This window comes from Serratia sp. FGI94, from assembly GCF_000330865.1.
GTDB lineage: Bacteria > Pseudomonadota > Gammaproteobacteria > Enterobacterales > Enterobacteriaceae > Serratia_B > Serratia_B rubidaea.
Window position 1 is genome coordinate 1,622,222 of record NC_020064.1, and the last position, 24,122, is coordinate 1,646,343.

The 24,122-nt window shown below is 58.4% G+C and carries 28 protein-coding genes; 15 read left to right on the forward strand and 13 right to left on the reverse strand.

Annotated features, from left to right (window positions below; genetic code table 11):
* Positions 1 to 68: 68 nt before the first annotated feature.
* On the reverse strand, positions 69 to 449 hold the full coding sequence (locus D781_RS07465; RefSeq protein WP_015671703.1) for a DUF4354 family protein: 381 nt from the start codon (positions 447 to 449) through the stop codon (positions 69 to 71).
* 307 nt (positions 450 to 756) lie between these two features.
* Between D781_RS07465 and D781_RS07470 the strand changes: the two genes are divergently transcribed.
* The 4 genes from D781_RS07470 (at position 757) to D781_RS07480 (ending at position 3,326) form a co-directional block, all read left to right on the forward strand.
* Positions 757 to 1,200, forward strand: a complete 444-nt coding sequence (locus D781_RS07470) for a hypothetical protein (protein ID WP_015671704.1) — start codon at positions 757 to 759, stop codon at positions 1,198 to 1,200.
* Positions 1,201 to 1,678: 478 nt separating this feature from the next.
* Positions 1,679 to 2,197, forward strand: a complete 519-nt coding sequence (locus tag D781_RS23590) for a hypothetical protein (RefSeq protein ID WP_124014436.1) — start codon at positions 1,679 to 1,681, stop codon at positions 2,195 to 2,197.
* Positions 2,191 to 2,841: an HNH endonuclease signature motif containing protein gene (locus D781_RS07475; RefSeq protein WP_041411755.1), complete on the forward strand. Its 651-nt coding sequence runs from the start codon at positions 2,191 to 2,193 to the stop codon at positions 2,839 to 2,841. Before D781_RS23590 ends, D781_RS07475 begins: the two co-directional genes overlap by 7 nt.
* Before the next feature lie 8 nt (positions 2,842 to 2,849).
* The gene (locus D781_RS07480) at positions 2,850 to 3,326 is read left to right on the forward strand and encodes a YrhA family protein (protein ID WP_015671705.1); all 477 of its coding nucleotides are present in this window, start codon (positions 2,850 to 2,852) and stop codon (positions 3,324 to 3,326) included.
* 590 nt (positions 3,327 to 3,916) lie between these two features.
* Here D781_RS07480 and D781_RS07490 read toward each other — a convergent pair.
* Positions 3,917 to 5,605 (reverse strand): aspartate:alanine antiporter, encoded by a 1,689-nt coding sequence (locus tag D781_RS07490; RefSeq protein ID WP_054307822.1) that lies wholly within the window; start codon positions 5,603 to 5,605, stop codon positions 3,917 to 3,919.
* Between the two features lie 307 nt (positions 5,606 to 5,912).
* Between D781_RS07490 and ybjM the strand changes: the two genes are divergently transcribed.
* A complete protein-coding gene (ybjM, locus tag D781_RS07495) occupies positions 5,913 to 6,302 on the forward strand; it encodes an inner membrane protein YbjM (RefSeq protein ID WP_015671707.1) in 390 nt (129 codons plus the stop codon).
* A 25-nt stretch (positions 6,303 to 6,327) separates the two neighbouring features.
* Here the strand turns inward: ybjM and D781_RS07500 are convergent, their stop codons facing one another.
* Positions 6,328 to 6,591, reverse strand: coding sequence for a GrxA family glutaredoxin (locus D781_RS07500; protein ID WP_004965081.1), 264 nt, complete (start codon positions 6,589 to 6,591; stop codon positions 6,328 to 6,330).
* 231 nt (positions 6,592 to 6,822) lie between these two features.
* Between D781_RS07500 and D781_RS07505 the strand changes: the two genes are divergently transcribed.
* The 5 genes from D781_RS07505 (at position 6,823) to rlmC (ending at position 10,612) form a co-directional block, all read left to right on the forward strand.
* A complete protein-coding gene (locus D781_RS07505) occupies positions 6,823 to 7,122 on the forward strand; it encodes a YbjC family protein (RefSeq protein WP_015671708.1) in 300 nt (99 codons plus the stop codon).
* Positions 7,123 to 7,154: 32 nt separating this feature from the next.
* A complete protein-coding gene (gene rimK, locus D781_RS07510) occupies positions 7,155 to 8,042 on the forward strand; it encodes a 30S ribosomal protein S6--L-glutamate ligase (RefSeq protein ID WP_015671709.1) in 888 nt (295 codons plus the stop codon).
* Between the two features lie 165 nt (positions 8,043 to 8,207).
* Entirely contained in the window at positions 8,208 to 8,693 is a 486-nt protein-coding gene (locus D781_RS07515; RefSeq protein ID WP_015671710.1) for a YbjN domain-containing protein, read from the forward strand.
* A gap of 210 nt (positions 8,694 to 8,903) precedes the next feature.
* Positions 8,904 to 9,383 carry a YbjO family protein gene (locus D781_RS07520; protein ID WP_015671711.1) on the forward strand — a complete coding sequence of 160 codons (480 nt, stop codon included), beginning with the start codon at positions 8,904 to 8,906 and terminating at the stop codon, positions 9,381 to 9,383.
* A gap of 98 nt (positions 9,384 to 9,481) precedes the next feature.
* Positions 9,482 to 10,612: a 23S rRNA (uracil(747)-C(5))-methyltransferase RlmC gene (gene rlmC / locus D781_RS07525; protein ID WP_015671712.1), complete on the forward strand. Its 1,131-nt coding sequence runs from the start codon at positions 9,482 to 9,484 to the stop codon at positions 10,610 to 10,612.
* Between the two features lie 31 nt (positions 10,613 to 10,643).
* Here the strand turns inward: rlmC and D781_RS07530 are convergent, their stop codons facing one another.
* From D781_RS07530 to D781_RS07555, 6 genes are all read right to left on the reverse strand, one after another.
* A complete protein-coding gene (locus D781_RS07530; protein ID WP_015671713.1) occupies positions 10,644 to 11,378 on the reverse strand; it encodes an arginine ABC transporter substrate-binding protein in 735 nt (244 codons plus the stop codon).
* A 201-nt stretch (positions 11,379 to 11,579) separates the two neighbouring features.
* Positions 11,580 to 12,248: an arginine ABC transporter permease ArtM gene (artM, locus tag D781_RS07535; RefSeq protein ID WP_015671714.1), complete on the reverse strand. Its 669-nt coding sequence runs from the start codon at positions 12,246 to 12,248 to the stop codon at positions 11,580 to 11,582.
* Positions 12,248 to 12,964, reverse strand: a complete 717-nt coding sequence (gene artQ / locus D781_RS07540) for an arginine ABC transporter permease ArtQ (RefSeq protein ID WP_015671715.1) — start codon at positions 12,962 to 12,964, stop codon at positions 12,248 to 12,250. The genes artM and artQ overlap by 1 nt, the downstream gene beginning before the upstream one ends.
* 9 nt (positions 12,965 to 12,973) lie before the next feature.
* Positions 12,974 to 13,705, reverse strand: coding sequence for an arginine ABC transporter substrate-binding protein (gene artJ / locus D781_RS07545; RefSeq protein WP_015671716.1), 732 nt, complete (start codon positions 13,703 to 13,705; stop codon positions 12,974 to 12,976).
* Positions 13,706 to 13,744: 39 nt separating this feature from the next.
* Positions 13,745 to 14,473 (reverse strand): arginine ABC transporter ATP-binding protein ArtP, encoded by a 729-nt coding sequence (artP, locus tag D781_RS07550; RefSeq protein WP_051032619.1) that lies wholly within the window; start codon positions 14,471 to 14,473, stop codon positions 13,745 to 13,747.
* Positions 14,474 to 14,730: 257 nt separating this feature from the next.
* On the reverse strand, positions 14,731 to 15,273 hold the full coding sequence (locus tag D781_RS07555; protein ID WP_015671718.1) for a lipoprotein: 543 nt from the start codon (positions 15,271 to 15,273) through the stop codon (positions 14,731 to 14,733).
* A 248-nt stretch (positions 15,274 to 15,521) separates the two neighbouring features.
* Here D781_RS07555 and D781_RS07560 point away from each other — a divergent pair, with 248 nt between their 5' ends.
* Together D781_RS07560 and D781_RS07565 are read left to right on the forward strand one after the other, a co-directional pair.
* Positions 15,522 to 15,845 (forward strand): heavy metal-binding domain-containing protein, encoded by a 324-nt coding sequence (locus D781_RS07560; protein WP_015671719.1) that lies wholly within the window; start codon positions 15,522 to 15,524, stop codon positions 15,843 to 15,845.
* Positions 15,846 to 15,900: 55 nt separating this feature from the next.
* Complete coding sequence (locus tag D781_RS07565) at positions 15,901 to 16,731, forward strand: N-acetylmuramoyl-L-alanine amidase (RefSeq protein ID WP_015671720.1); 831 nt, start codon at positions 15,901 to 15,903, stop codon at positions 16,729 to 16,731.
* On the opposite strand, the gene D781_RS07570 is transcribed toward D781_RS07565, so the two are convergent.
* Together D781_RS07570 and D781_RS07575 are read right to left on the reverse strand one after the other, a co-directional pair.
* On the reverse strand, positions 16,726 to 17,736 hold the full coding sequence (locus tag D781_RS07570) for an NAD(P)-dependent oxidoreductase (protein ID WP_015671721.1): 1,011 nt from the start codon (positions 17,734 to 17,736) through the stop codon (positions 16,726 to 16,728). The two genes, D781_RS07565 and D781_RS07570, sit on opposite strands and share 6 nt — an antisense overlap.
* Positions 17,737 to 17,891: 155 nt before the next feature.
* On the reverse strand, positions 17,892 to 19,331 hold the full coding sequence (locus tag D781_RS07575) for a DUF2867 domain-containing protein (RefSeq protein WP_015671722.1): 1,440 nt from the start codon (positions 19,329 to 19,331) through the stop codon (positions 17,892 to 17,894).
* Between the two features lie 167 nt (positions 19,332 to 19,498).
* On the opposite strand from D781_RS07575, the gene D781_RS07580 reads away from it, so the two are divergent.
* On the forward strand, positions 19,499 to 19,843 hold the full coding sequence (locus tag D781_RS07580) for a DUF1294 domain-containing protein (RefSeq protein ID WP_015671723.1): 345 nt from the start codon (positions 19,499 to 19,501) through the stop codon (positions 19,841 to 19,843).
* Here the strand turns inward: D781_RS07580 and D781_RS07585 are convergent.
* The gene (locus D781_RS07585) at positions 19,838 to 20,665 is read right to left on the reverse strand and encodes a MurR/RpiR family transcriptional regulator (RefSeq protein WP_041412041.1); all 828 of its coding nucleotides are present in this window, start codon (positions 20,663 to 20,665) and stop codon (positions 19,838 to 19,840) included. The two genes, D781_RS07580 and D781_RS07585, sit on opposite strands and share 6 nt — an antisense overlap.
* A 168-nt stretch (positions 20,666 to 20,833) precedes the next feature.
* On the opposite strand from D781_RS07585, the gene D781_RS07590 reads away from it, so the two are divergent.
* Together D781_RS07590 and D781_RS07595 are read left to right on the forward strand one after the other, a co-directional pair.
* A complete protein-coding gene (locus tag D781_RS07590) occupies positions 20,834 to 22,390 on the forward strand; it encodes a PTS transporter subunit EIIC (RefSeq protein ID WP_015671725.1) in 1,557 nt (518 codons plus the stop codon).
* Positions 22,387 to 23,088: an N-acetylmannosamine-6-phosphate 2-epimerase gene (locus D781_RS07595; RefSeq protein ID WP_015671726.1), complete on the forward strand. Its 702-nt coding sequence runs from the start codon at positions 22,387 to 22,389 to the stop codon at positions 23,086 to 23,088. Before D781_RS07590 ends, D781_RS07595 begins: the two co-directional genes overlap by 4 nt.
* A gap of 1 nt (position 23,089) precedes the next feature.
* On the opposite strand, the gene ltaE is transcribed toward D781_RS07595, so the two are convergent.
* Positions 23,090 to 24,109 (reverse strand): low-specificity L-threonine aldolase, encoded by a 1,020-nt coding sequence (gene ltaE / locus D781_RS07600; RefSeq protein WP_015671727.1) that lies wholly within the window; start codon positions 24,107 to 24,109, stop codon positions 23,090 to 23,092.
* Positions 24,110 to 24,122 lie beyond the last annotated feature (13 nt).

The following is a 24,122-nucleotide window of genomic DNA, read 5'->3' on the forward strand; positions in this document are numbered from 1 at the left end:
AGGCGGAGCTGAATAAGCCGCGGTAAGACAATGGGGAAACAGCAGCCCGGCAAGGCTGCTTGAGCGGATTACTTACAATCGTCGGTAATTTTGACCAGGGCGGCGCTGTAGACAGCGGCGCTGTCAGCGGCAAATACGGCGATGCCCTTCACCAGTTTGCCCTCTTTTAAGCTGCCGCTAGTTAATGTCTCGTCGACCGTGTCGAGCTTGAAGGCCTGGTTATCCGGCGAGTAGGCCTTCAGACAAAGTTTTGATAAATCGATATCGTCTCCGGGCAATTTGGCCAGTGCGACGTCAAAGGTTTTGGTGTAGGCGTCCTTGCCGCCAATGGATATTGAGCCGGTCGACTTTTCCGTTGCGTACACCGCAATATTCTTCGGGGTAGCCGCGTTTGCCGCGAAACAGCAGCCGGCCAAAGCAAGCGATGCCGCCATGGTAGAAATTTTCATAGCTAGTCCTTTCCGTTGAGTTATGTCTCAGCCACACGCTGCGTATGCAAGATATGGCTTCTTAAGGATATCTGCTCTGAGGTAAACCGTGGGTAAAGCGGGAATGTTTGTACATTACGCATTGGCATCTGCGGGGCAGGGCTGGTAGTCAGCCCGCGGCATGGAGAGCGGAGCATCCTATGGTATGATTCTGCGGCGTAGTGATTATGCCGATGGAATGGCGGCTATTGTACCGTCGAAACTATCTGGTACAGGCCGATCGCGCATTGGTGCGCATCTTAATAAAACATAAAAAATGGTATGTGGCATGAGCAAAACACATAAATATCAAATCAGCCTATATGGCATGTTGCTTGGTGCGTTGGCCTTGCTTATCAGCCTGTTTCATTTCAACTTTTATCCGTTAGCAAGCAAGCCGCCTCTGGAAGTCAGCGTTGCGGAGAAAGTGTCATCTATCAAAAACGGCATTTTAGCCGGCCTGAAAGGTCAGGAACCGCCGGTGACAGAGAAACGTGCTATCGATGTCGATAACATACTGAATAGCGCGACCATTGGTCTGGCGATCGTTGCGTTGGTGCTCGCATTTATCGGAGGGATACGCAAGGAGAACGGCTGGGGGGTTGGCGGAGCGCTGTTTTTTGGCGGAGGGACGCTTGTCTTCCATGCGATATTGTTCGGCGCCGGGCTGATCTTCAGTATCATCATACTGGTTGCCGTATTATGTTTTTTGTTCGCGTTTTTCCCCGGTTAGCCGGCCGTCACTTTTACGATCTTCTGCTGCCTGGGCGAGAGAGCGAAAGCGTCATCGCACGTGCGGACGCCAGCCTGTTGCATCGCTCCCCCCTGAACTGGAGCGATATTTTCCCGACCTTCCAGTGAGCTTACCAGGCAAAATGCTTTCCCGGTGGCGACGTTGTTTCCGCTATTCCTGATTGCTTTTGCTTTTAACCTGCTGCCCTTTCTACATGCTGTGCCGGGATTATCTGTGACACAGCATGCGCTGAGCTTCTTTGTACCGTCGTTGGTGGTGATTGTCGCGCTGATAACTACCAGCGTATTTCTTGCCCGGCGTCTCACCGCTCTGGCGCTCCGAATGCGTTCAAAGAGTCGTTAAGGTTACCGTATATGTGATCGACATTGTTTGGTTGGTGGCAATGGATTGAAACTGCTATCAGGGTTAGCTATGTTACGGAAATGGTGTTTTTTAACGCAAAGGAGTTGCGTATACCGTGAAAAAATTACCCGGTAATCTGTATCACCTGTTTTATGATGAGCTACCGCCAGAACGCTATGACAGGATCATCAGCCCCTATAATGCATGGCGCGAGGTATGCCAAAATTATGTGTTAGATACTGGCTGCTCCTTCGGGTTTAATATGTTCGGTGATGATATACAGCTATGTTCGCGATGGGATAATCGTGTGGTGAATGATACTGGTCGCTACGCCCGCAAGTTAAAGGGCGATATAGAATGCGGCAATGTTGTTTACATTGATGATGACGAAATGTGGAGCAGCACCCGTTTTTCTTTTTATATCAATAGAGCTGGCCGTTTGGTGAGCAGTGGTGAATTTAACTTTTTTGCGTTGAACGGTAGCAACCGCATCATTGACTACTACGAGCAGGCGATAAGGCGCAGGGGGGAACATTCGCGACCTTTGCCAACGTCAAAGCCTGCAGAATATTACACACCACCCCAGCACGCTCAAGCAGCAAAAAAGCAGCAAAAAAGCAGCTTAGCATGCTGAACAGTAAAGCCGTTGGGCGGTTGCTGGCCGCGGGAGGTATTTATAACCAGAACCCTGAGATGTTTGCGGATACAGCCAAGAAATTAGGTGGCGGAGCTGCTGAGGGTTTTGGCCAAGTACTGAATGAGCAAACCGCCGGATCGCTGGTAGCTCTTTCCTCTGTGCTGATGGCGGGACGGGCATCGATCGCCGGGCGTCTATCCACGGCTGAACTGGAAGAGCTGAACAAATATTTGGGTAAAGTGAGAGGTGAGAAATATCTTCTCGACAATATTGAAGTTGCCAAAATATCTTATGCCCGCCGTGATAGAGCTGAACTTTCAGCGTTACGAAGCCAGTTTCGTAGTGTAAAATCGCAATATTTACAATCGATAATCAACGATCCCAAGGTGAAAAAACGCTTTAATGCTGAAGAGCTGGCGAATCTAGCCAGCGGCAAGCGCCCTAATAAGCTGTGGGATGTGCATCATAAATTACCTCTAGATGATAGTGGCACTAATGACTTTAACAATTTAGTACTAATAAATAGAGACGCGGAACATCTTATTTTCACTAACATGAAAAATAAAATCACCAAGAATATGAGTGTTGGTGAAACAAAAGAAGTCTTATGGCCTATGCCAAAAGGTAATATCTACCCATAAGGATTGCAATGATGATTATGAAAGATATTGTTGATGAAATTAAAATCCTTGCCTCACAGTATGAGGAAGAGCTGCCTTGTGGTGTTGATTTTGATACTTCACTTTATGGTTATGATTTTGAAGGTGAAATACAGGTGGCCCCTAAAGGATTTTGGCGGCAGTATAGAGAGTTTGTTGAGTTATTAGATGGTTTTGATATTGATGGTTTTTGCATATTGGGAATCAAAAGTCATTTTGAACATGGAAGAGTCATTCTAGATTACAATCGAAAAAACACTGAGATCGCCAAAAATTCCCCTGCATTAACATTTGACGACTATCAATATTGTATTATTTTTGGCGGTTCGTCGCTGGATATTTACACCTATGACGTGCGTACTAATAAGTGGGAGTCCAGAGACCGCTTTCAGTATGATAATTTATTTATTAGCTGTGATACCCTCACTGAGTTTTTAATGGCATTGATCCCGGAAATCCGCGGATGATAGAAAATGTGCCCGTTTGAAGCAGGCACTCATGGGATTCAGCAGGATGTTCAGTCTTTCTTACTGTATCTCGTTGGTATTATAGGCATGGTTATATTGCTCTTCCGGATAGAGATGGGGCGGTGTCGGGGTCACCGGCCAACGGACACTGTCGTCAGCGGCATTAAAACGGCCTATGTGCGGGCGGTTAAGGCTATCACCGGCTACACCAAAGTGGTCATGGCTACTGTCGGAAGCGCATTACTCTAGACTACCCAACGGCAGATTGTGTTGCCGGGCAACGTTGATATTGCTACACCGCATCTGACAAGAGGCCTGCGAAAGCAGGTTTTTTTGTACCTGCAAAATGGCTGCCGTCACTGGGGGATGTTAGTGTCGCTAGTGCATTGTATTAAAAGTGTATTTTTCACAGGCAACAAAAAACCCGATAATCTTGAACCTGAAAAGGCGGGATTATCGGGCTCCACAAAATGGGGACATCAAAGAAAAGCAGTGGCACTAATTAAGACTACCACCCGATCGAAAAGTTCTGCCGGATGATAAAAATTTCAAAAATATTTCGCCGCTAAATTTTCTCCGCGTCCGCGTCGTCAGCCCAGTATGCCCGGCCACAGCACCACAATCAGCGAACCTGCCAGCGTTAACAATACGTTAGCGATAGCGTAGGTGCCGGCGTAGCCAAGGGCGGGGATGTTGCTGCGGGCGGTGTCGCTGATGATGTCCATCGCCGGGGCGCAGGTACGCGCGCCCATAATTGCGCCGAACAACAGGGCGCGGTTCATGCGCAGCACATAAGCGCCGAACAGGAAGCAGATCACTACCGGCACCAGGCTGACGATCAGCCCGGCGACCAGCATCTGCCAGCCGACGGCGCCCAGGCTGTGGCTGATGCCGGCACCGGCGCTCAGGCCGACGCCGGCCATAAACACCATCAGGCCGAACTCTTTCACCATATTCAGCGCCCCCTGCGGGATATAGCCGAAGGTTGGGTGGTTGGCACGCAGGAAGCCGAGCATAATGCCTGACATCAGCAGCCCGGCGGCGTTGCCGATGCCGAACGAGAAGTTGCTGAACTGGATGGTGATCTGGCCAATCAGCAGGCCGATGATAAAGAAGGCGCAGAAAGCCAGCAGGTCGGTCACCTGGCTGTGGATGGAGATAAAGCCGATCTTCTCCGCCACGCTCTTCACCCGGCGCGCGTCGCCGCTGACCTGCAGCACGTCGCCTTTGTTCAGTACGATGCTGTCATCAATCGGCATTTCAATCTGGCTGCGGATCACCCGGTTGAGGAAGCAGCCGTGGTCTGTCAGCTTCAGCTGGCTTAAACGCTTGCCGACCGCGTTGCTGTTTTTTACCACGATCTCTTCGGTGACGATGCGCATATCGAGCAGGTCGCGGTCGAACACTTCCTTACCGTTGCGGAAGCTCGGGTCGAGGCGCGCATGGGCGTCCGGATAGCCCACCAGCGAGATCTCGTCGCCAACCTGCAGCACGGCGTCGCCGTCCGGGTTGGCCAGAATGCCGTTGCGGCGGATGCGTTCGATATAGCAGCCGGTCTGGCGGTAAATGCCCAGCTCGCGCAGATTTTTGCCGTCGGCCCAGGCTACCAGCTCCGGGCCGACGCGGTAGGCGCGGATCACCGGCAGGTAGACCTTACGCTGGCTGTCGGTATCCAGGCCGCGCTCGCGGGCGATTTGCTGCGCCGAGGTCGGTAAATCCTGATGCTGTAGCTTGGGCAGATAGCGTGCGCCGAAAATCAGGCTGACCAGACCGATCAGGTAGGTCAGCGCATAGCCCAGGCTGAGGTGGTCCTGGGCGGACAGCAGCGCCGGCCCGTTGGTAATGGTATTGCGCAGCGTATCGCCGGCGCCGACCAGAACCGGCGTCGAGGTCATGGAGCCGGCCAGCATGCCGGCGGTCAGGCCGATGTCCCAGTGGAACAGCTTGCCGAGGCCGACGGCCATCACCATCGCGGAACTGACCATCACCAGCGCCAGCATCAGGTAATTTTTACCGTCGCGGAAAAAGATCGAGAAAAAGTTCGGCCCGGCTTCGACGCCGACGCAGAAGATAAACAGCATAAAGCCCAGGCTGAGTGCTTCGGTGTTAATGGCGAAGTTGTGCTGGCCAAGCAGCAGGGAGACGACTAAAACGCCAATAGAACTACCGAGTTGCACGGAGCCAAGGCGAAGTTTTCCGAGGCAGAGCCCCAGGGCGAGTACCACAAACAGCAACAGGATGTAGTTGCCGTTTAACAAACTAGCGACGTTTATGTTCACAGGATGTAACTTATTGTTTACCAGTAAGTGCTTGATATGGCTGGCTATACAGGATAAATTCAGCCATATAAATAGTTGGATAAAAACGATACCCATAGCCAACCCGCGAAAGGCGCAATCGCTTCCTCGACCAGCGGCATTATTCTAGTCTCTCTGACGCAGGACAGCCAGCATTAAGCTGAAAATGAGCGCCGCCTTTTGCATTTAACTCTCTTTTTACCAAGGAAAATTTGTCGGCTCAGGCCGACGCGGTTCGTGCGCGCCGTGGTTACGCGGCGTCCGTTGTTGCATTTCTGGGAGAAGCAGAATGGTAAGCTATCGGTATTGGGGCGGTTTCAGCAGCTGTTTTCTGCTGTTCTGCCTGATCTTTCTTGGTCAGAATAATTCGCTGAATCATCCGCAGCATGGCGAAACCGGCCTGTTGCTGTTTACTCTTCCCGGCTTTATCGCCAGCTATCTTGCCAGCAAAAAACGACTTATCTGCCCGTTACTCGGCGCGCTGTGCGCGTTGCCGCTGTGCCTGGTGGTGCGCCATTTCTGGCTGATGTCGACCCAGTCGTTCTGGCAGGAGCTGGCGTACGCCACCAGCGCGGTGTTCTGGTGCCTGTGTGGCGCGCTGCTGTTTCTCTTTTTGCGTAGCCTGCGCCGGATGCTGTCTGCCCGGCAGCGAGCCCACGGCAATAAAAAAGGCGCCTGAGGCGCCTTAATCGGGTGTGAACCGGTTACTGGAACAGGTTCAGATTTTCTTTTGCGTAGGCTTCAAAATCGGTGCAGCCGCCGATGTGCTGTTGATCCAGGAAGATCTGCGGCACGGTTTCCACCGGCTTGCCGACGGTTTTTTCCAGGTCAGCTTTGGTGATGCCTTCCGCGTGGATATCAACATAACGGAAGTTGAAATCGTCACGTTCTTCAGTCAGTTTTTCCGCCAACTCTTTCGCACGGACACAATAAGGACAGCCAGGACGCCCGAAGATTACTGCAAACATGAGATACTCCTCGTTGTTATTCAAGAATTTACCGCTATTGCAACGACATCCTGTCGGTCAGAAACAGACCTCAGTCAGCGCATTACTCAGGTGTAATGGCGCCTACTATGCCTGTTGGCGTGACTAAAAAAAAGCAGGATTTGCCTGTTAATCTGATTTACGCCGCCTATCGGATGGCCTCGCCGGCGGGAATTCACTACACTGTGCGCAATACGTCTGGAGATAAAAAACATGCGTTCATTTGGTGAATTGCCCCGCCCGATATTAGTGTTGGAAGGGCTGGGCATCGTGATGTTGATCCTGGCTTATCTGAGCATTCATGACTATGTTCAGTTGCCGGGGGCGCTGTCGTCGCAGGCGGCGGCAGTGGCGATGATTTTTCTCGGCGTGGCGCTGATGCTGCCGGCGGCGGCCCTGCTGGTCTGGCGCGTGGCGCATGGCTTCAGCCCGCTGATGCGCGGCGGACTGCCGCCGGAAAACGATCGGCGCAAGCCGCCGCAACAGCCACAAAAACGCGATCCGCGCGATTAAGCGTCGGCGCCGATTCGGGGTGACGAGATAAATTGAACATTGTCATTCTTTCGTATGACGGTGCGCTGTACTCCTGCCGGCGACTGCGTGCCGCGGCGGAACGGCGCGGACACCGCATTGAGGTGATCGATCCGCTCTCCTGCGTGATAAATATCAACCCGGCCGCGCCTGCCATTCACTATCGCGGCCGTCAGTTGGCGCGCTATGACGCGGTGATCCCGCGTATCGGCTCCGTCATCACCTATTACGGCACCGCCGTGCTGCGGCAGTTTGAACTGCTTGGCAGCTATCCGCTGAATGAAGCCGCCGCGATTCTCCGGGCGCGCGACAAACTGCAATCCTTGCAGCTGCTGGCGCAGCAGGGCATCGTTCTGCCGATAACCGGCGTTGCCCACTCGCCGGATGATACCGATGCGCTGATCGAGCTGGTCGGCGGCGCGCCGCTGGTGGTGAAGCTGGTGGAAGGCCGGCAGGGCATCGGCGTGATGCTGGCGGACACGCGGCAGGCGGCGGCCAGCGTGATCGATGCGTTTCGTGAGCTGAAGGCGCATGTTCTGGTGCAGGAGTACGTGCGCGAGGCGCAGGGGCGCGATATTCGCTGTCTGGTGGTTGGCGGCCAGGTGGTGGCGGCGATTGAGCGGCAGGCCAGGGCGGGGGAGTTTCGCTCTAACCTGCACCGCGGCGGCACGGCGTCTGCGGCGCATATCAGCGATGAAGAGCGCACGTTGGCCATCAAGGCGACGGCGGCGCTGGGGCTGGATATTGCCGGTGTTGATATTTTGCGCGCCGGGCGCGGGCCGCTGGTGATGGAGGTCAACGCCTCGCCCGGGCTGGAAGGCATCGAGACCGCTACCGGCCTGGATATTGCCGAGATGATGATCGCCTATGTGGAGCAGCGTGCAGGATTTTCCCTGAAATGACGGCAATAACCAGTAAAAATAAGGGGTTAATGTGATTTCCCCGTCGTTTTTACATAGCGAAACGCGCCTTTATTGAATTAAGCCTGATTGATCGTGGCATCATGGATGAATATTCCGTAAGCTATGCGCCTTTCGCGTTTTTGAATATTGTGAGGCTGGTACCCTATGGATTCACTCATCGTCCCCGATTTGGCGTTATTACGACGTTGGCTGGACCAGTTGGGCATTTCGTTTTTTGAATGCGACTCCTGTCAGGCGCTGCATTTGCCGCATATGCAGAACTTTGACGGCATTTTCGACGCCAAGATCGACCTGGTTGACGGGGTGATCCTGTTCTCCGCCCTGGCGGAGGTGAAGCCGACCGCGCTGATCCCGCTGGTTGCCGACCTCAGCCAGATCAATGCCAGCTCGCTGACCATCAAAGCGTTTGTGGATATTCAGGATGACAATCTGCCCAAGCTGATCGTCTGCCAGTCGCTGAGCGTTGCCGTCGGTATTACGCTGGAACAGTTCGCGCACTTTATGCAGCAGGGCGAAGAGCAGGTCTCGATGGTGATCCTCGAGGCGCGTGCCAACGACCTGCTGTTTATGGGCGAGGGCGAGGAAGAAGAAAATCCGGCAGCGGCCATGCGCCAGCCGATGCTGCACTAATCCCGTCTTGCAACGACGCATCGTCCATCCCGGCGATGCGTTGCCCCCTCTCCGTTGTCTGCCCGTCGCTACAAGCCTGGTCGTGCGGTTTATCTCTGCCCTGTCATAGCCGTTCGGCGCCAAACCTGCTATTTTTTGTAATTGGCATTGCAAATGATTTAACTGGCTCTTATACCGAATATTACTGATATTTCATCGCGGAATACGGATATGTCAGAGATGCTGAAAAGCAAGCAGGGAACCCTGAGAGCGCAAACGGATGTTCCGGTGGCGGTATTGATCGCCGGTACGGCAATGGTGGCGATTAAATGCATCAGCATCCTGCTGTTGTTGGGGGAGTTGGGGCTGTCCGGCCTGCAGGAGTTTGTCAGCACCAGCGCGCAGGCCTGGGATTCGACGCTGATCTTTCTGGCCGGCATCGTCATGCTTTGCCTGCAGATCTACTGCGGCTTTGCCGTGATACGCGGTAAAAATGGCGGGCGCTGGGGCTATGTGCTCTGTCAGGCGCTGGTGGTGGGGTATCTGCTGTTGGCCACCATCGGCAGCGTGTTTCCCAAAGTGTTTACCGTCGATGGTGAAACCAACACCCAGATTATGCATACCCTGATTCTGGAAAAAATCCCCGATATGGTGATTCTTGGCCTGCTGTTTCTGCCGGCGGCCAGCCGCCGCTATTTTGCCCGCGACTGAGGGCGGCGGCGATAGCGTCAAGAAGGTTGGGGATAAGGGCGTAGGGTGCTAAACTCTGCGCCCTTATTTTTTTATTCGTCGATCCCTACGGTTATCCTATGCATTGCGCGTTGTATACGGCCGGCAGTTGCCGTTCCTGTCAGTGGCTGGAAAAGCCTTATCCGCAGCAGCTGGCTGATAAACAGCAGCATCTGCAGGCCCTGCTGGCCGAACGTGAGGTCGGGCAGTGGCTGCCGCCGGTGACCGGTGCGCTGAGTGCATTCCGCAACAAGGCGAAAATGGTGGTCAGCGGCAGCGTGGAGCGCCCGCTGTTGGGGATGCTGCACCGCGACGGCACGCCGGTCGATCTGTGCGCCTGCCCGCTGTACCCCGCCAGCTTTGCGCCGATGTTCAACGTACTGAAAACCTTTATCGCCCGCGCCGGGCTGACGCCGTACAACGTGGCGCGCAAGCGCGGCGAGCTGAAGTATCTGTTGCTGACGGAAAGCACCAGCAACGACGGGGTGATGCTGCGTTTTGTTCTGCGCTCGGACAGCAAACTGGCGCAGCTGCGCGCCGCGCTGCCGTGGCTGCAGCAACAGCTGCCGCAGCTGCAGGTGATTTCCGTGAATATTCAGCCGGTGCATATGGCGATTATGGAGGGCGAGCAGGAAATTATCCTGACCGAACAGCAGGCGCTGGAGGAGCGCTTTAACCAGGTGCCGCTGTATATCCGCCCGCAGGGCTTCTTCCAGACCAATCCGCAGGTGGCGTCGGCGCTGTATGCCGCGGCGCGCGACTGGGTGCGTGAGCTGAATATCGACAGCATGTGGGATCTGTTCTGCGGCGTCGGCGGCTTTGGCCTGCACTGTGCCCGGCCGGAAACGCGCCTGACCGGGATTGAAATCAGCGCGGAGGCGATTCGCTGCGCGCGCCAGTCGGCGACGACGCTGGGGTTGCAGCGGGTTGAGTTTCAGGCGCTGGATTCCACCCGTTTCGCCACGGCGGAAGGGGATGTGCCGCAGTTGGTGGTGGTCAACCCGCCGCGGCGCGGCATCGGTCAGGCGCTGTGCGACTATCTGCAGCGGATGGCGCCGGACTATCTGCTCTATTCCAGCTGCAATGCGCAAAGCATGGCGCAGGATATCGCGCTGCTGCCGGGGTATCGGATTGAGCGGGTGCAGCTGTTCGATATGTTCCCGCATACCGCGCACTATGAGGTGCTGACGCTGCTGGTGCGGGAGACGTAATCAGCCCGGCGAACCGGGCTGGGCTGATGGCTTACTGCGGGAACCACTTGTCGCTGATGGCCTGATAGGTGCCGTCGGCCTTGATGGCCGTCAGCGCGGCGTTCAGCTTGTCCAGCAGCGCCTTGTTATTCGGGCGCACCGCAATCCCCAGGCCGGTGCCGAAGTATTGCGCATCGGTGATATGCTCGCCGACCGGCGCCAGCTGCGGGCTGTTTTTCAGCCACTCATTCACTACCGCGGTATCGCCGAAGACGCCGTCAATACGGCCGTTTTTCAGCTCCAGAATGGCGTTCTGGTAGCTGTCGTAAGAGACGGTGTTAATCTCCGGGTGTTTATCCTGCATATATTTCTGGTGGGTGGTGCCGTTTTCCATCCCGACCTTTTTCCCCTTCAGCTCCGCCAGCGAGGCGTATTTGCCTTTCTGCGCGATCACAATCGCCGAGTTGGCGTAGTACGGCTGGGTGAAGCTGACCTGCTTGCTGCGCTCCGGCGTGATGTCCATCCCGGAAATCACCGCATCGAACTTTTTGAACTTCAGCGCGGCGATCAGGCTGTCGAAGGCCTGGTTGGTGAAGGTGCATTCCGCCTGCATCTGCTTGCATAACGCCTTCGCCAGGTCGATATCAAAGCCGACGATCTGGTTATTGGCGTCCAGCGATTCAAACGGCGGATAGGTGGCGGAAGAGGCGAAACGGATGGTGTCGGCCGCCTGGGCGCTAAAGGTCACGCCGGCCAGCACGGCGGCGGCGAGCAGTAATTTTTTCATGCGGAAGCTCCTGTCTGACTATTCGTGTTGTTATCGCCGCCATCGGTTGATTTTGCTGACAATATTCTGCAGGTTGTCGCTGACGGTGCTGTCGATAACCATGCCACCGAGTGAATTAATATGCAATAAAAATGATTAGAAATTATTTCTGGCGGGGCGGGAGAAACAGCCCCGCCGCGGCGGCAGGGCTGGGTAAGCGGCTCAGTTACGGCGTTCAAAGGCCAGCGCGCGGCGTTCAACCAGGCGCATCAACAGCGTCAGCAGACCGTTGACCACCAGATAAACCAGCCCGGCGGCGCCGAACACCATCACGTCATAGGTACGGCCGTACATCAGCTGGCTGTAGCCCATGACTTCCATCAGCGTGATGGTGTAGGCCAGCGAGGTGCTTTTAAACACCAGCACCACTTCGTTGGAGTAGGAGGAGAGGGCGCGCTTAAAGGCGAATGGCAGCAGAATGCGCATCGACTGGCGACGCGACATGCCCAGCGCTTCGCAGGACTGCCACTGGCCGGCGGGAATGGCCCGCACCGCGCCGTAAAACAGCTGCGTGGTGTAGGCGGCGCTGTTGAGCGCCAGCGCAATCATGGCGCACAGCCAGGGCTGCGACAGCAGGTTCCACAGCCACGGATAGTCGCGGATCGCCGGGAACTGCCCGGGGCCGTAATAGATCAGGAAGATCTGCACCAGCAGCGGCGTACCGGTGAACAGCGTAATGTAGATTTTCACCAGCGGCGACAGCAGCGGGGTTTTCAGCGTCAGGATCGCCGTCAGGATCAGCGACAGCACCAGGGCGACCAGCAGCGCCGCCAGCGTCAGCGTCAGGCTGGTATGCAGCCCCTTGATAATTTCCGGTAAGTATTCCAGCATCAGACCGGCCCCCGCTCAAAACGTGTGGTGCGCAGTTCGATCCGCTTAAGAATAAACTGACTCAGCAGGGTCACCACCAGATAGATGGCGGCGGCGATCACGTACCAGGTGAACGGCTCCTGCGTGCGGGTGGCGATGCTCTTGGTCTGCAGCATCAGATCGTTCACGCTGATTAAGGATACCAGCGCAGTATCCTTCAGCAGCACCAACCACTGGTTGCCGAGGCCGGGCAGGGCATGGCGCCACATCTGCGGCATAATCAGCCGGAAGAAGATGGCCGCCTTGCCGAGGCCGAGCGCCTGGCCGGATTCCCACTGCCCCTGCGGCACCGCTTTCAGCGCGCCGCGCAGCGTCTGCGACGCATAGGCCGAATACAGCAGCGCCAGCGCGATGACCCCGCAGAGGAACGGGCTGACTTCGAAGCTTTCAATGTCGACCTGCACCGGCACGGTAAACAGGCCGAAGTTCAGCTCAAAGCCGTCCGACAGCGTCAGCAGCAGCTGTGACGAGCCGAAGTAGATAAACAGCACCACCAGAATTTCCGGCAGGCCGCGCAGCAGCGTGACCCAGGCGGTGCCGAGCCAGCTGACCGGCTTCCAGCGCGCGGACTCCCAGCCGGCGAACAGCATCGCCAGGATCAGCCCGAGCGCCAGCGCGCAAACGGCAAGGCCGACGGTCATCCCGGCGGCGGTTGCTAAAGGTTGAATTTCATTCATCGGGATAGATTACTGCTGGAACCATTTTTTGTAGATGGTTGCATAGGTCCCATCCTGTTTGATCTTGTCCAAGGCGGCGTTGAACTTGCCCTGCAGATCGCTGTTCTTCTGGCGTACGGCAATGCCCAGACCGGTGCCGAAATAGTTCTTGTCGGTCACCTTGTCGCCCACCGCGGCCAGCTGAGCGTTTTGCTTCAGCCATTCGTTAACCACCGCGGTATCGCCGAAGACGGCGTCGATACGGCCGTTTTTCAGATCGAGCACCGCATTCTGGTAGCTGTCGTACGGCACGGTGGTGATTTCAGCGTGCTGATCCGTCAGGTACTTCTGGTGCGTGGTGCCGTTCTGCACGCCGACGCGTTTGCCTTTCAGCGCCGCGATATCGGCTACTTTGCCTTTCTGCGCGATAAACAGGGCGGAGTTGTCGTAGTAAGGCTTGCTGAACAGCACCTGTTTTTCACGCTCCGGCGTGATGTCCATGCCGGCCATCACCGCGTCAAAGCGTTTGAACTTCAGGCCCGGGATCAGGCTGTCGAACGACTGGTTGCTGAAGCTGCATTCCGCCTGCATCTCTTTGCACAGCGCGTTGGCCAGATCGACGTCGAAGCCCTGAATCTTGTTGTCCGCGCCGATAAACTCAAACGGCGGGTAGGAGGCTTCGGTCGCGAAACGAATCTTGTCGGCGGCAGAGGCGGAAACGCTGATGCCGGCCAATACGGCGGCGATTATTAGTTTTTTCATCGCAAACTCCCCTAAAACTGGTCTGGTGTAGAAAAAAAATCAGTGTGATAAATAACTGGCGAATTCGGCGGTCTGCGGCTGCGCGAAGCGGCTGGCGTCGCCCTGTTCCACAATGCGGCCGTTTTCCATATACACCACGCGGCTGGCGGTCTTGCGCGCCACTTCCACCTCGTGGGTGACGATCACCTGCGTAATGCCGGTACCGGCCAGTTCGCGGATGATACTGACGATCTGCGCGGTGATTTCCGGGTCCAGCGCGGCGGTCGGCTCATCGAACAGTAGCACCTGCGGCTCCATCATCAGCGCGCGTGCAATGGCGACGCGCTGTTGTTGGCCGCCGGACAGGTGCAGCGGAAAACGGTCGGCAAAGTCGGTCAGGCGTAGACGCTGGAGCAGCTTGTCGGCGCGCGCCATCGCCTGGGTCTTGCTCAGGCCCAGCACGCGGCACGGCGCTTCAATCAGGTTTTGCACCACGGTCAGGTGAGGCCACAGGTTGTACTGCTGGAATACCATGCCGACGTTTTGGCGCAGTTCGCGGATGGCTTTTTCACCCGGTCCTTGCTTAAAGTCAAACTGGTTGCCGGCGATCTGCAACTGGCCGGATCGCGGCATTTCCAACAGGTTCAACACCCGCAGCAATGAACTTTTCCCCGCGCCGCTTGGGCCAAGCAGCACTAAGGTTTCCCCGGCTGGACAATCCAGCGTGATGTCGAACAGCGCCTGGTGTGCGCCATAGAAGCAATTTATATTTTTTAGTTGAATACTCATGCGCTGGAATTGAATAGACATTGATGCCGCAAATGTTAACTTCCGCAGAATACTTATGCAATCATTGTGAGTTAAAATTTATTAATGTACGGCAGGATAGTAAAAGAATAGCACAACATACCGCAGTGCAGGCGCGAAGGGGAGGTTTGTCGCGCAGTGTGTGAAGTGGCTAGCGAATTTGATGTTTTTGCTCAAGAAATAGGCAGGTTGGCGGGAAGGAAACGACCGGCGCCGTGCAGCGCCGGCCAGGGATACGATCAGTCGTTTTCCAACACCTGACGCAGCGTGCCGCTGGCGGCGTGCGGCGGCACGTTGAGGTAGCGGATGTCATCCACCACCCAGCAGGTGCCTTCACGCACCATCAGCACCTCGTTTTGCCACTCTTTGGCGCTGCTGTCGTCTTTTTTATCGCTCAGTTGGACGCGCAGCGGGATATTCTTGGCGTCGGTATTCGGGATGGAAGAGGCGCTGGCTACGCTGGCGCTGGTGGCGCCTTCGGCGTTGCCGGTAAACAGCGCGGCCGCGTTTGCCTGCGGTTTCTGATTAGCGCTCAGCAGTTCCTGATACAGCGGCTGGCTCAGGTAAGGCTGCAGCTGCGCCAGACGGTTGCTGTCCGGCAGCGTGGTGCTGCCTTGCTCCAGACGCAGGTCGTAAAATTTTTGCGCCACGCTGTCCGGGCCGCCTTCAATGCATGCGCCGCTGCGCGCGCCGATATCCTTGTAGGCCGGTTCAACGGTGGTACAGGCGCTCAGCGCCAGCGCCGCTAAAGGTAAAACAGCCGCAATCGTTTTTGTTTTCATCTCACTACCTTATGTGAAAGTCTCTACCATGAAGACGATAGCTTACAGTATAAATGCGTTTTTCAGCCTTGCATTCGTACTCTGTGCCATCCGCATTCAGAATATACTGTAAAATCAGCGGTCATATTTTTGCAGGCTTGAAGCCGTATCCGCGTGGGTTACACTGGCGATCCCGGTTTTTCCCGGCAACGGCAGACAGCGCCTATTATCCTGGCGAGCACGGCCATGAATCAAGCAAGGAGTCTTTGATGCAAATTTCTACTACCCCGACCCTGGAAGGGTTCACCATTACCGAATACTGCGGCGTCGTCACCGGCGAGGCGATTTTAGGCGCCAACATTTTCCGTGACTTTTTCGCCGGGGTGCGTGATATCGTCGGCGGCCGTTCCGGCGCCTATGAAAAAGAGCTGCGCAAGGCGCGCCAGATAGCGTTTCAGGAGCTGGAGGAGCAGGCGCACGAGCTGGGCGCCAATGCGATCGTCGGCGTGGATATCGACTATGAAACGGTAGGCAAGGACAGCAGCATGCTGATGGTCAGCGTCAGCGGCACGGCGGTAAAAATCAGCCGTTAAGCTTGCCCGGCCCGGCGCATGCGCGCCGGGTTTTGCGTGCCACAAGGAGTGAAGCATGACTAAATGGCCAGGGATCGTCGCGCTGCTGTTGGCGGGCTGCCAGGCTTCGGGGCCGGGCACCACCGTCGACCGCGGCGACTATCAGCTGGAAACGCTGCATCAGGCGCAGGGCGCCGACCAGCGCATTCGTTTTCTGGTGATGCACTATACGGCGGAAGATTTTCAGACGTCGCTCAAGACGCTGACCGACGAGCACGTCAGCGCCCACTATCTGCTGCCGGCGCAGCCGCGGCGTGCGCACGCCAGGCCGACGGCGTACCAGCTGGTGCCGGAGGCGATGCGCGCCTGGCATGCCGGGGCCAGCAGCTGGCGCGGCCGCAGCCAGCTGAATGACACCTCGATCGGCATTGAGATCGTCAACCGCGGCTTTAGCCGCAGCATGCTGTTCACCCGTTGGCAGCCATACAGCGCCGAGCAGATTGCGCTGCTGATCCCCCTGAGCCGCGATATTATCCGCCGCTACGGCATTCAGCCGGTGGACGTTGTCGGCCACAGCGATATTGCGCCGCAGCGCAAGCAGGACCCTGGCCCGCTATTTCCCTGGCAAACGCTGGCGGAGGCCGGCATAGGCGCCTGGCCGGATAAGGAGGATGTACGGCGCTATCTGGCGGGGCGCGATCCCCACGCGCCGGTGGCGCTAGCGCCGCTGCTCGAGAAGCTGGCGCGCTATGGCTACGCTATCGATCCGCAGTGGGACGAGCGTCAACAGACAAGGGTACTGGCGGCATTTCAGATGCATTTCCGGCCCGCCGATTACCGCGGTGAACCGGATGCCGAAAGCGAGGCGATTATCGATGCGCTGCTGCATAAATATTACGGCTTATAAGCCGTGCAGCTTGCCGTGTTCCTTCAGCCAGCGCGCGGTGCGCATCACGCCTTCTTCCAGCGACACCACCGGTCGGTAGTCCAGCTCCTGCTGGGCGCGGCTGATGTCCAGCGTCAGGTCGAAGTTGAGTTTGGCCACGCCGTAGTGGGTGAGCACCGGCTCTTTTTCACTTTTGCTGCCTAGCTTTTCCATGCCGCGCGCCATCATGTCGAGCATGGCGTAGGGGACGGAACGGATGCGGCACTTCATGCCCAGCTCATCAATCAGCAGCTGCACCACGTTGCGCAGCGGCTGCGGCTGCTGGTTGGTGATGTTATAGGCGCGGCCGGACGGCGTATCCTGCTTCATCGTCGCCAGCCACATGGCGTGCACCGCGTTTTCCAGATAGGTCATATCCACCATCGCCGCGCCGCCGCGCGGCAGCAGCAGGTTGCCGTAGTGTTTGATCATATGCAGCAGGCGCGGCAGCATCACGTTGTCGTGCGGCCCGAACAGCCCCTGAGGGCGTAAGATGGTGAAGTGGGTCTGCGGGTTGGCCAGCGCGAGGTGCTGGATAACCTGCTCGCCGGCCGCCTTGCTGCGGGCGAACTCATTGGCGTAGCGCGCCGGGCGGAAGTCTTCCGGCACGTTGCGGTGGTGGTGGTAGTCGAAGTAGATCGCCGGCGAAGAGATATGGATAAACTGCGAGACGCCGTAGGCCGCCGCCCATTCGCCCAGGCGGCGGGTGGCGCGCACGTTGGCCAGCTCAAAGGCCTCTTCGGTGCCCCAAGGGGAGGTGAAGCTGGAGCAGTGCCACAGCACGTCCACGTCCGCCAGCATCGCTTTCGCCTGCGAGGAAACCAGGTTGGTGAGGTCGGCCTGAATGAATTCGGCGCCCATTTTCTCCAACAGGCGGCCCATGGCCCGGTTGTGGCCGGTGGCGCATACTTGTATGCCCTGGCGACGCAGATATTCAACGGCGTTACGGCCTAATCCACTGCTTGCACCGGTGACCAATACCTTCATAACAGACTCTTTCTCACCAAAAAACAAAGCGCTGGCGGCGTATTGCCGTTTCCCAGCAAATAAGATGCCATTCTTTCGTGATTTGGGGCGCTATGCAATCGGAAAGGGACGATCAACCACGGCAAACTGTGCGGTCGATCGACAAATGAACAACGTTACGGCAAATTGTGGTCTTCCTGCTCAGCCAACCGGACAATGCGTGCGGCCATTCCGCGGAAAATAAACAGGTGGGCCGGCATCATGGCGAACCAGTAAAGCAAACCGCTAAAACCGGCCGGGTGCCACCAGGCGCGCACGTCGAGGGTGCGGCGGTTGCCGTAATCGCGGATGGTGAATGTCAGCCGGCCGAGGCCGGGCGCCTTCATGCCGAACAGCAGTGAGAGCTGGCGTTCGGGCCGCAGCGCGATCACCTTCCAGCCGTCAATCATATCGCCGAGCTGCAGCGTGCGGCGCGGCGGGCGGCCATACACCACGCCGTTGCCGAGCAGGTCGTCCATGTGCGCGCGGATCTGCCAGAGCGCGTTGGCGTAGAAGTACCCCTCTTTGCCGCCCAGCTGCTGCACCACCTGCCACAGAGCGGCGGCCGAGGCCTGCGTCTCCAGCGTATGGCCGGCCTGTTTCGGGTAGAAGCCGTAGCCGGGACGCCAGCGCGCCCGCGCGGCCGGGTCGTAACCCCAGTCGGCACTGTCGGTCACCTCCGCTTCACGCTGCAGGGTCTCCGTCACCGCGTCGTCAAAGGATTGCAGCTGCTGTGGGATCAGCGCCTGCAGCGGCCGGCCGTCGGCGGGCAGATCGTGTTTTAGCCCCTGAATCAGCGCGCGGGCGACCGGGGTGGGTACCGAGGTGATCAGGCTGATAAACCACACCGAGATCAGGCGTGTCGGCAGTGGAATGGGGATCAGCCAGCGTCGGTAGCCGCTGATGGCGATAAAGCGCGTGAGCATGGTCTGATAGCTGATGTATTCCGGCCCCGCCGCGTCAAAAATACGATGATCGTCGGCCGGGTACCGCAGCAGTTCGCTCAGGTAGGTCAGCAGATTCGGCAGGGCGATCGGGGAGGATTTTGAACGCACCCAGCGCGGCGGCGTCAGCAGCGGCAGGTTGTAGACCATGTCGCGCATCACTTCGAACGCCGCCGAACCCGGCCCGACGATAATGCCGGCGCGCAGTTCGGTGACCGGCACGCCGCTCTGACGCAGAATTTCCCCGGTAAGCCGGCGGGCGGTCAGGTGCGGCGAACTGTCATGCTGCGGCTGCAGCGCGCCCAGGAAGATTACCTGCTTGACCGCGGACTGGCGCAGGGCGTCGCGCAGGTTCTGCGCCGCCTGGCGCTCTTTTTCAATAAAGTCGCGGCCGTCGGCCATGCCGTGGATCAGATAATACAGCGTATCGATCCGCCACAGCGCCGGCGGCAGCGTTTCCGGTTGGTAGACGTCGACATATTGGCAGTGCACCTGCGGCCAGTTTTGCGCCTGCAGCCATTCGAGACGGCGGGCGGCGGCGATAACCTCATGCCCCTGCGCCGTCAGGTGGGGGATCAGGTTTTGTCCGATATAACCGCTGGCGCCAAGGACCAGAATGCGTTGGTGGCTCATCAGCACGACCTTATGCAGTGAAAAGTAGGGAACGGTATCCTGAATACCGTTGGTTATAGCATGCCAAAATCGGGCTATAAAAACACTTTTTGTGTGGACAAGTGGCAACTTGCAACGCCCTGGCGCAGGCGTCACACTACGCGCCGTTGCTTTGGCGGGAGTGAATCATGCGGCTGAATGTGGTGTGTTACGGTGTGTTGGCGCTAACCCTGGCGGTGAGCGCATTTTTCCCGCATCCGGGGTGGACGGGGCTGTTACTGCTGAATCTGCTGACGCTGGTGCTGTATGGCGCCGATAAGCTGGCGGCGATTAAGGCCTGGCAGCGGGTGCCGGAAATCACGCTGCTGACCTTCGGGGCGATCGGCGGCTGGCCGGGGGCGCTGTGCGCTCAGCGGCTGTTCCGGCACAAGACGCAGAAACAGCCGTTTAAAACCTGGTTTATCGTCAGCATCTTGCTCAATGTGGCGGCGTGCGGCGCGGCGTGGTACGTCGTCTATGGCCGCTTTCTATAGCAGCAGCGGCAGGGTGGCGCTGGCGGTGTCCTGAACCGACCGCCCATAAGCCGGGTCAAGCTGCGTCATTTCCGCCACCAGCAGTTCCACCAGCAGCATCGCGCCGACCTTGGCCGGCAGCGCGCCGGCGTTCAGCGGCCCTTCGGGCCTGGCCGCCACCAGCAGCACGTCCGCTAATTTGGCCAGCGGGCTGCGCTGGGTGTTGCTGATGACAATCACCTGCGCGTGATGCTGCCGGGCCTGGCTGACCGCATGCAGCACATCCTTGGTCGAGCCGGAACTGGAGATGGCGATCGCCACGTCGCCGGCCGTTAATGAGGCGGCGTTCATGGCCGCGCGGTGCATATCGCTGAACAGCTGCGCCGGCTTACCGGCGCGCAGCAGCTTATACTGCAGAAAATCGCCGATGATGGCACTGGCCGCCACGCCGTAAATCTGCAGCGTGCGGGCCTGATGCAGCGCCTGCGCCGCCTGCTGCAGCGCCTGCCGGTCGAGCAGTGCGCCGGTATCACGTAGCGCCTGGACGCTCTCTTCCACCAGTGTTTCACTGCCGCTGCGCACCGGGTCGGCCGCCGCCGCTCCCTGCTGCACGCACAGCGCCAAGGCCATTTTAAACTCGGTATAGCCCTTGCAGCCGACGTGGCGGCACAGCCGCGTAATGCTGGCTTCGCTGGCGCCGCTTTCACGCGCCAGTTCGGTAATCGTGAAGTAGAGCACCTGGCCGGGGTGTTCGATGACATAAGTGCCGAGTTTTTGCAGCGTCGGGCTGTAACCTGCCAATTCCTGCCGCAGCCGCAACAACAAATTTCCGCTATTCATCACGTTACCTTTCTGATTGTCCCTGCCGCTATTGTGACGGAAAGCGCGCGCTTCCTGCCAGTGAAATCCGCAGATTGTGAAACCGATCGGCTTTATGAATAAAATTTTCAATCTTTGTGTTTTGTTGTGGTAAAAATTTTCATCAATAAAAACGATAATTGAGGAAAATTTATGTCAGGTACCGGGGAGTCATCGTCCAGCGGCTGGTTTGAGAAGGCCCAGCTGTTTGGTAAATCATTTATGCTGCCGATCGCCGTGCTGCCCGCGGCCGGGCTGCTGCTGGGCATCGGCGGCGCGCTGTCGAACCCGAACAGCGTGGCGGCCTATCCGTTTCTTAACGTTGGCTGGCTGCAGGGGGTGTTCACCGTAATGAGCAGCGCCGGCGCGATCGTTTTTGCCAACCTGGCGCTGCTGTTCGCCGTCGGCGTAGCGGTGGGCATTGCCCGTACGGATAAGGGCACCGCCGGGCTGGCGGCGCTGATCGCCTATCTGGTGATGAACGCCACCATCAACGCACTGCTCAAGATCGACGGCGCGCTGGCGGCGGAGAGTCCCGGCGCCGTCGGGCAGGGCGTGATTCTGGGGATTCAGACGCTGGAAACCGGCGTGTTTGGCGGCGTGGTGATCGGCCTGGTGACCGGTTACTTGCACGGGCGTTACCACAAGATCGCGCTGCCGCAGTTTCTGGGGTTCTTCGGCGGTTCCCGTTTTATTCCGATTATCAGTTCGCTGGCGGCGATGGGGGTAGGCGCGTTGATGACGGTGGTGTGGCCGCACGTTCAGCAGGCGATCGCGGCGCTGGGCGCGCTGGTGGACGCTACGGGCTATCTGGGCACTTTTATCTACGGATTTGTGCTGCGCATGCTCGGCCCCTTTGGGCTGCACCATATCTTCTACCTGCCGTTCTGGACCACGGCGCTCGGCGGCAGCGAGATGGTGCAGGGGCAACTGGTGGAAGGCACCCAGCGCATTTTCTTCGCCCAGTTGGCTGACCCGTCCACCCAGCAGTTTTATTTGGGAACCGCGCGCTTTATGTCCGGCCGCTTTATTACCATGATGTTCGGCCTGCTCGGCGCCTGTCTGGCGCTGTACCACACCGCCAAACCGCAGCACCGCCGGCGGGTGGGTGGGCTGCTGCTGTCGGCGGCGCTGACCTCGTTCCTGACCGGCATCACCGAGCCGATTGAATTCTCTTTCCTGTTTATTGCGCCGGCGCTGTATGTGGTGCATGCGGTGTTCGACGGCCTGGCCTTTATGGCGGCGCATATGCTGCACATCACCATCGGGCAGACGTTCTCCGGCGGGTTTATCGACTTTATGCTGTTCGGCGTGTTACAGGGCGATGCCAAAACCCACTGGCTACGGGTGCCGCTGGTCGGTATTCCGTGGTTCCTGCTGTATTACGTCACCTTCCGTTTTCTGATCGTCCGTTTCAATTTCAAAACGCCGGGCCGCGGCGATGATGAGGTGGTCGAAACCGCACAGCCGGCGTCGGCGCGCGCGCAGCAAATTCTGGCCGCGCTGGGCGGCAAGGACAACGTTGTCCAGCTTGATTGCTGTGCCACGCGGCTGCGCGTCACGCTGCAGGACAGCCGGCAGGTTGATGAGGCGGCGTTGAAAGCCAGCGGCGCGCGGGCGGTGATCGTACGCGGTAAAGGCGTGCAGGTGATTTACGGCCCGCACGTCACCATCATTAAAAACGACGTAGAGGAGTTATTGGACGTATGACGGTTTCCATGTTGCAGCAGATTAAGGGCCGGCTGGTGGTCTCGTGCCAGGCGCTGGAGGGAGAGCCTCTGCACAGTGATTATATTATGGCGCGTATGGCGGTAGCGGCGGAGGTCGGCGGGGCGGCGGGGATCCGCGCCAATAGCGCAGAGGACGTGAAGGCGATTATGCGCGCGGTGACGCTGCCGGTGATCGGCATTATCAAGCGCGATTATGCCGACAGCGCGGTCTATATCACGCCAACCCTGGCGGAAGTCGATGAGCTGATGAGCGTGGGGCCGCAGATGATTGCGCTGGACGCCACCGCCTATTCGCGCCCGGGCGGCGTTGCGCTGGCGGAGCTGGTGGCGGCCATCCGCGCCAAATACCCGCAGCTGTTGCTGATGGCGGATATCGCCACGCTGGCGGAGGCGGTATCCGCCGATGAGCTGGGGTTTGACTGCATTGGCACCACGCTGCACGGCTATACCGCCGAAACGCGCGGGCAGACGCTGGCGCAGGAGGATTTCCGTTTTCTGCGCCAGGTGCTGGCCGCGGTGAAGCGGCCGGTGATCGCCGAGGGTAATGTGGCTACGCCTGACATGGCCGCCCGCTGCCTGACGCTGGGAGCGCACGCGGTGGTGGTCGGCGGCGCGATCACCCGTCCTCAGCAGATCACCCGGCGCTTTGTGCAGGCGATCGGGGAGGCGGCCGGCTGAGTCAGCCGCCGTGCCGCTGCAGGAACTCGCGCCACAGCTCGACCACCTGTTGCAGATCCCGTCGGCTGACGTCGAGGTGGGTGACCAGGCGCGTCAGCGGCCCGCTGCCGATCAGCACGCCGCGCTCGCGCATCCACGGGCCGAGCTGCGCCGCCTGTTCGGCAGACTGCCGGATGTACAACATGTTGGTCTGGGCGCCCGCACCGGCAATCGTCAGCCCGATGTCGCGCAGCTGCTGCTCCAGCCAGCGGGCGTTGTCGTGGTCCTCCTGCAGCCGGGCGACGTGGTGTTCTAACGCATGGCGGCCGGCCGCCGCCAGAATGCCGGCCTGACGCAGGCCGCCGCCGGTCATTTTGCGCCAGCGGTTGGCGCGCTGAATAAATTCGGCGCTGCCGCACAGCAGCGATCCCACCGGCGCACCCAGCCCTTTGGACAGGCAGATGGTGAAGGTGTCGCAGTATTGCACGATCTTGTGCAGCGGCATATTGAGCGCCACCGCGGCGTTGAAAATGCGCGCGCCGTCGATATGCAGCGCCAGCCGCCGCTCGCGGCTGAACTGCCACGCCTGTTCCAGATAGGCGAGCGGCAGCACTTTGCCGCTGATGGTGTTCTCCAGGCTCAGCAGCCGGCTGCGGGCAAAGTGAATATCGTCGGGTTTGATGGCGGCGGCGACCTTATCCAGCGGTAGCGTGCCGTCGTCGTCGGCCTCGATCGGCTGCGGCTGAATGCCGCCCAGCACCGCCGCGCCGCCGGCTTCGTATTTGTAGTTGTGCGCCTGCTGGCCGACGAGATATTCGTCACCGCGCTGGCAGTGGCTGAGCAGCGCCACCAGATTGGCCTGGGTGCCGCTGGGTAGAAACAGCGCCGCCTCTTTGCCGGCCAGGCGCGCCGCTTCGTTTTGTAGCGCGTTGACCGTAGGGTCATCGCCGTAAACGTCGTCGCCCACTTCGGCGCTGGCCATCGCCTGGCGCATGGCGGCCGTGGGCTGCGTAACGGTATCGCTGCGGAGATCGATCAGCATGGGTATCCTTTCA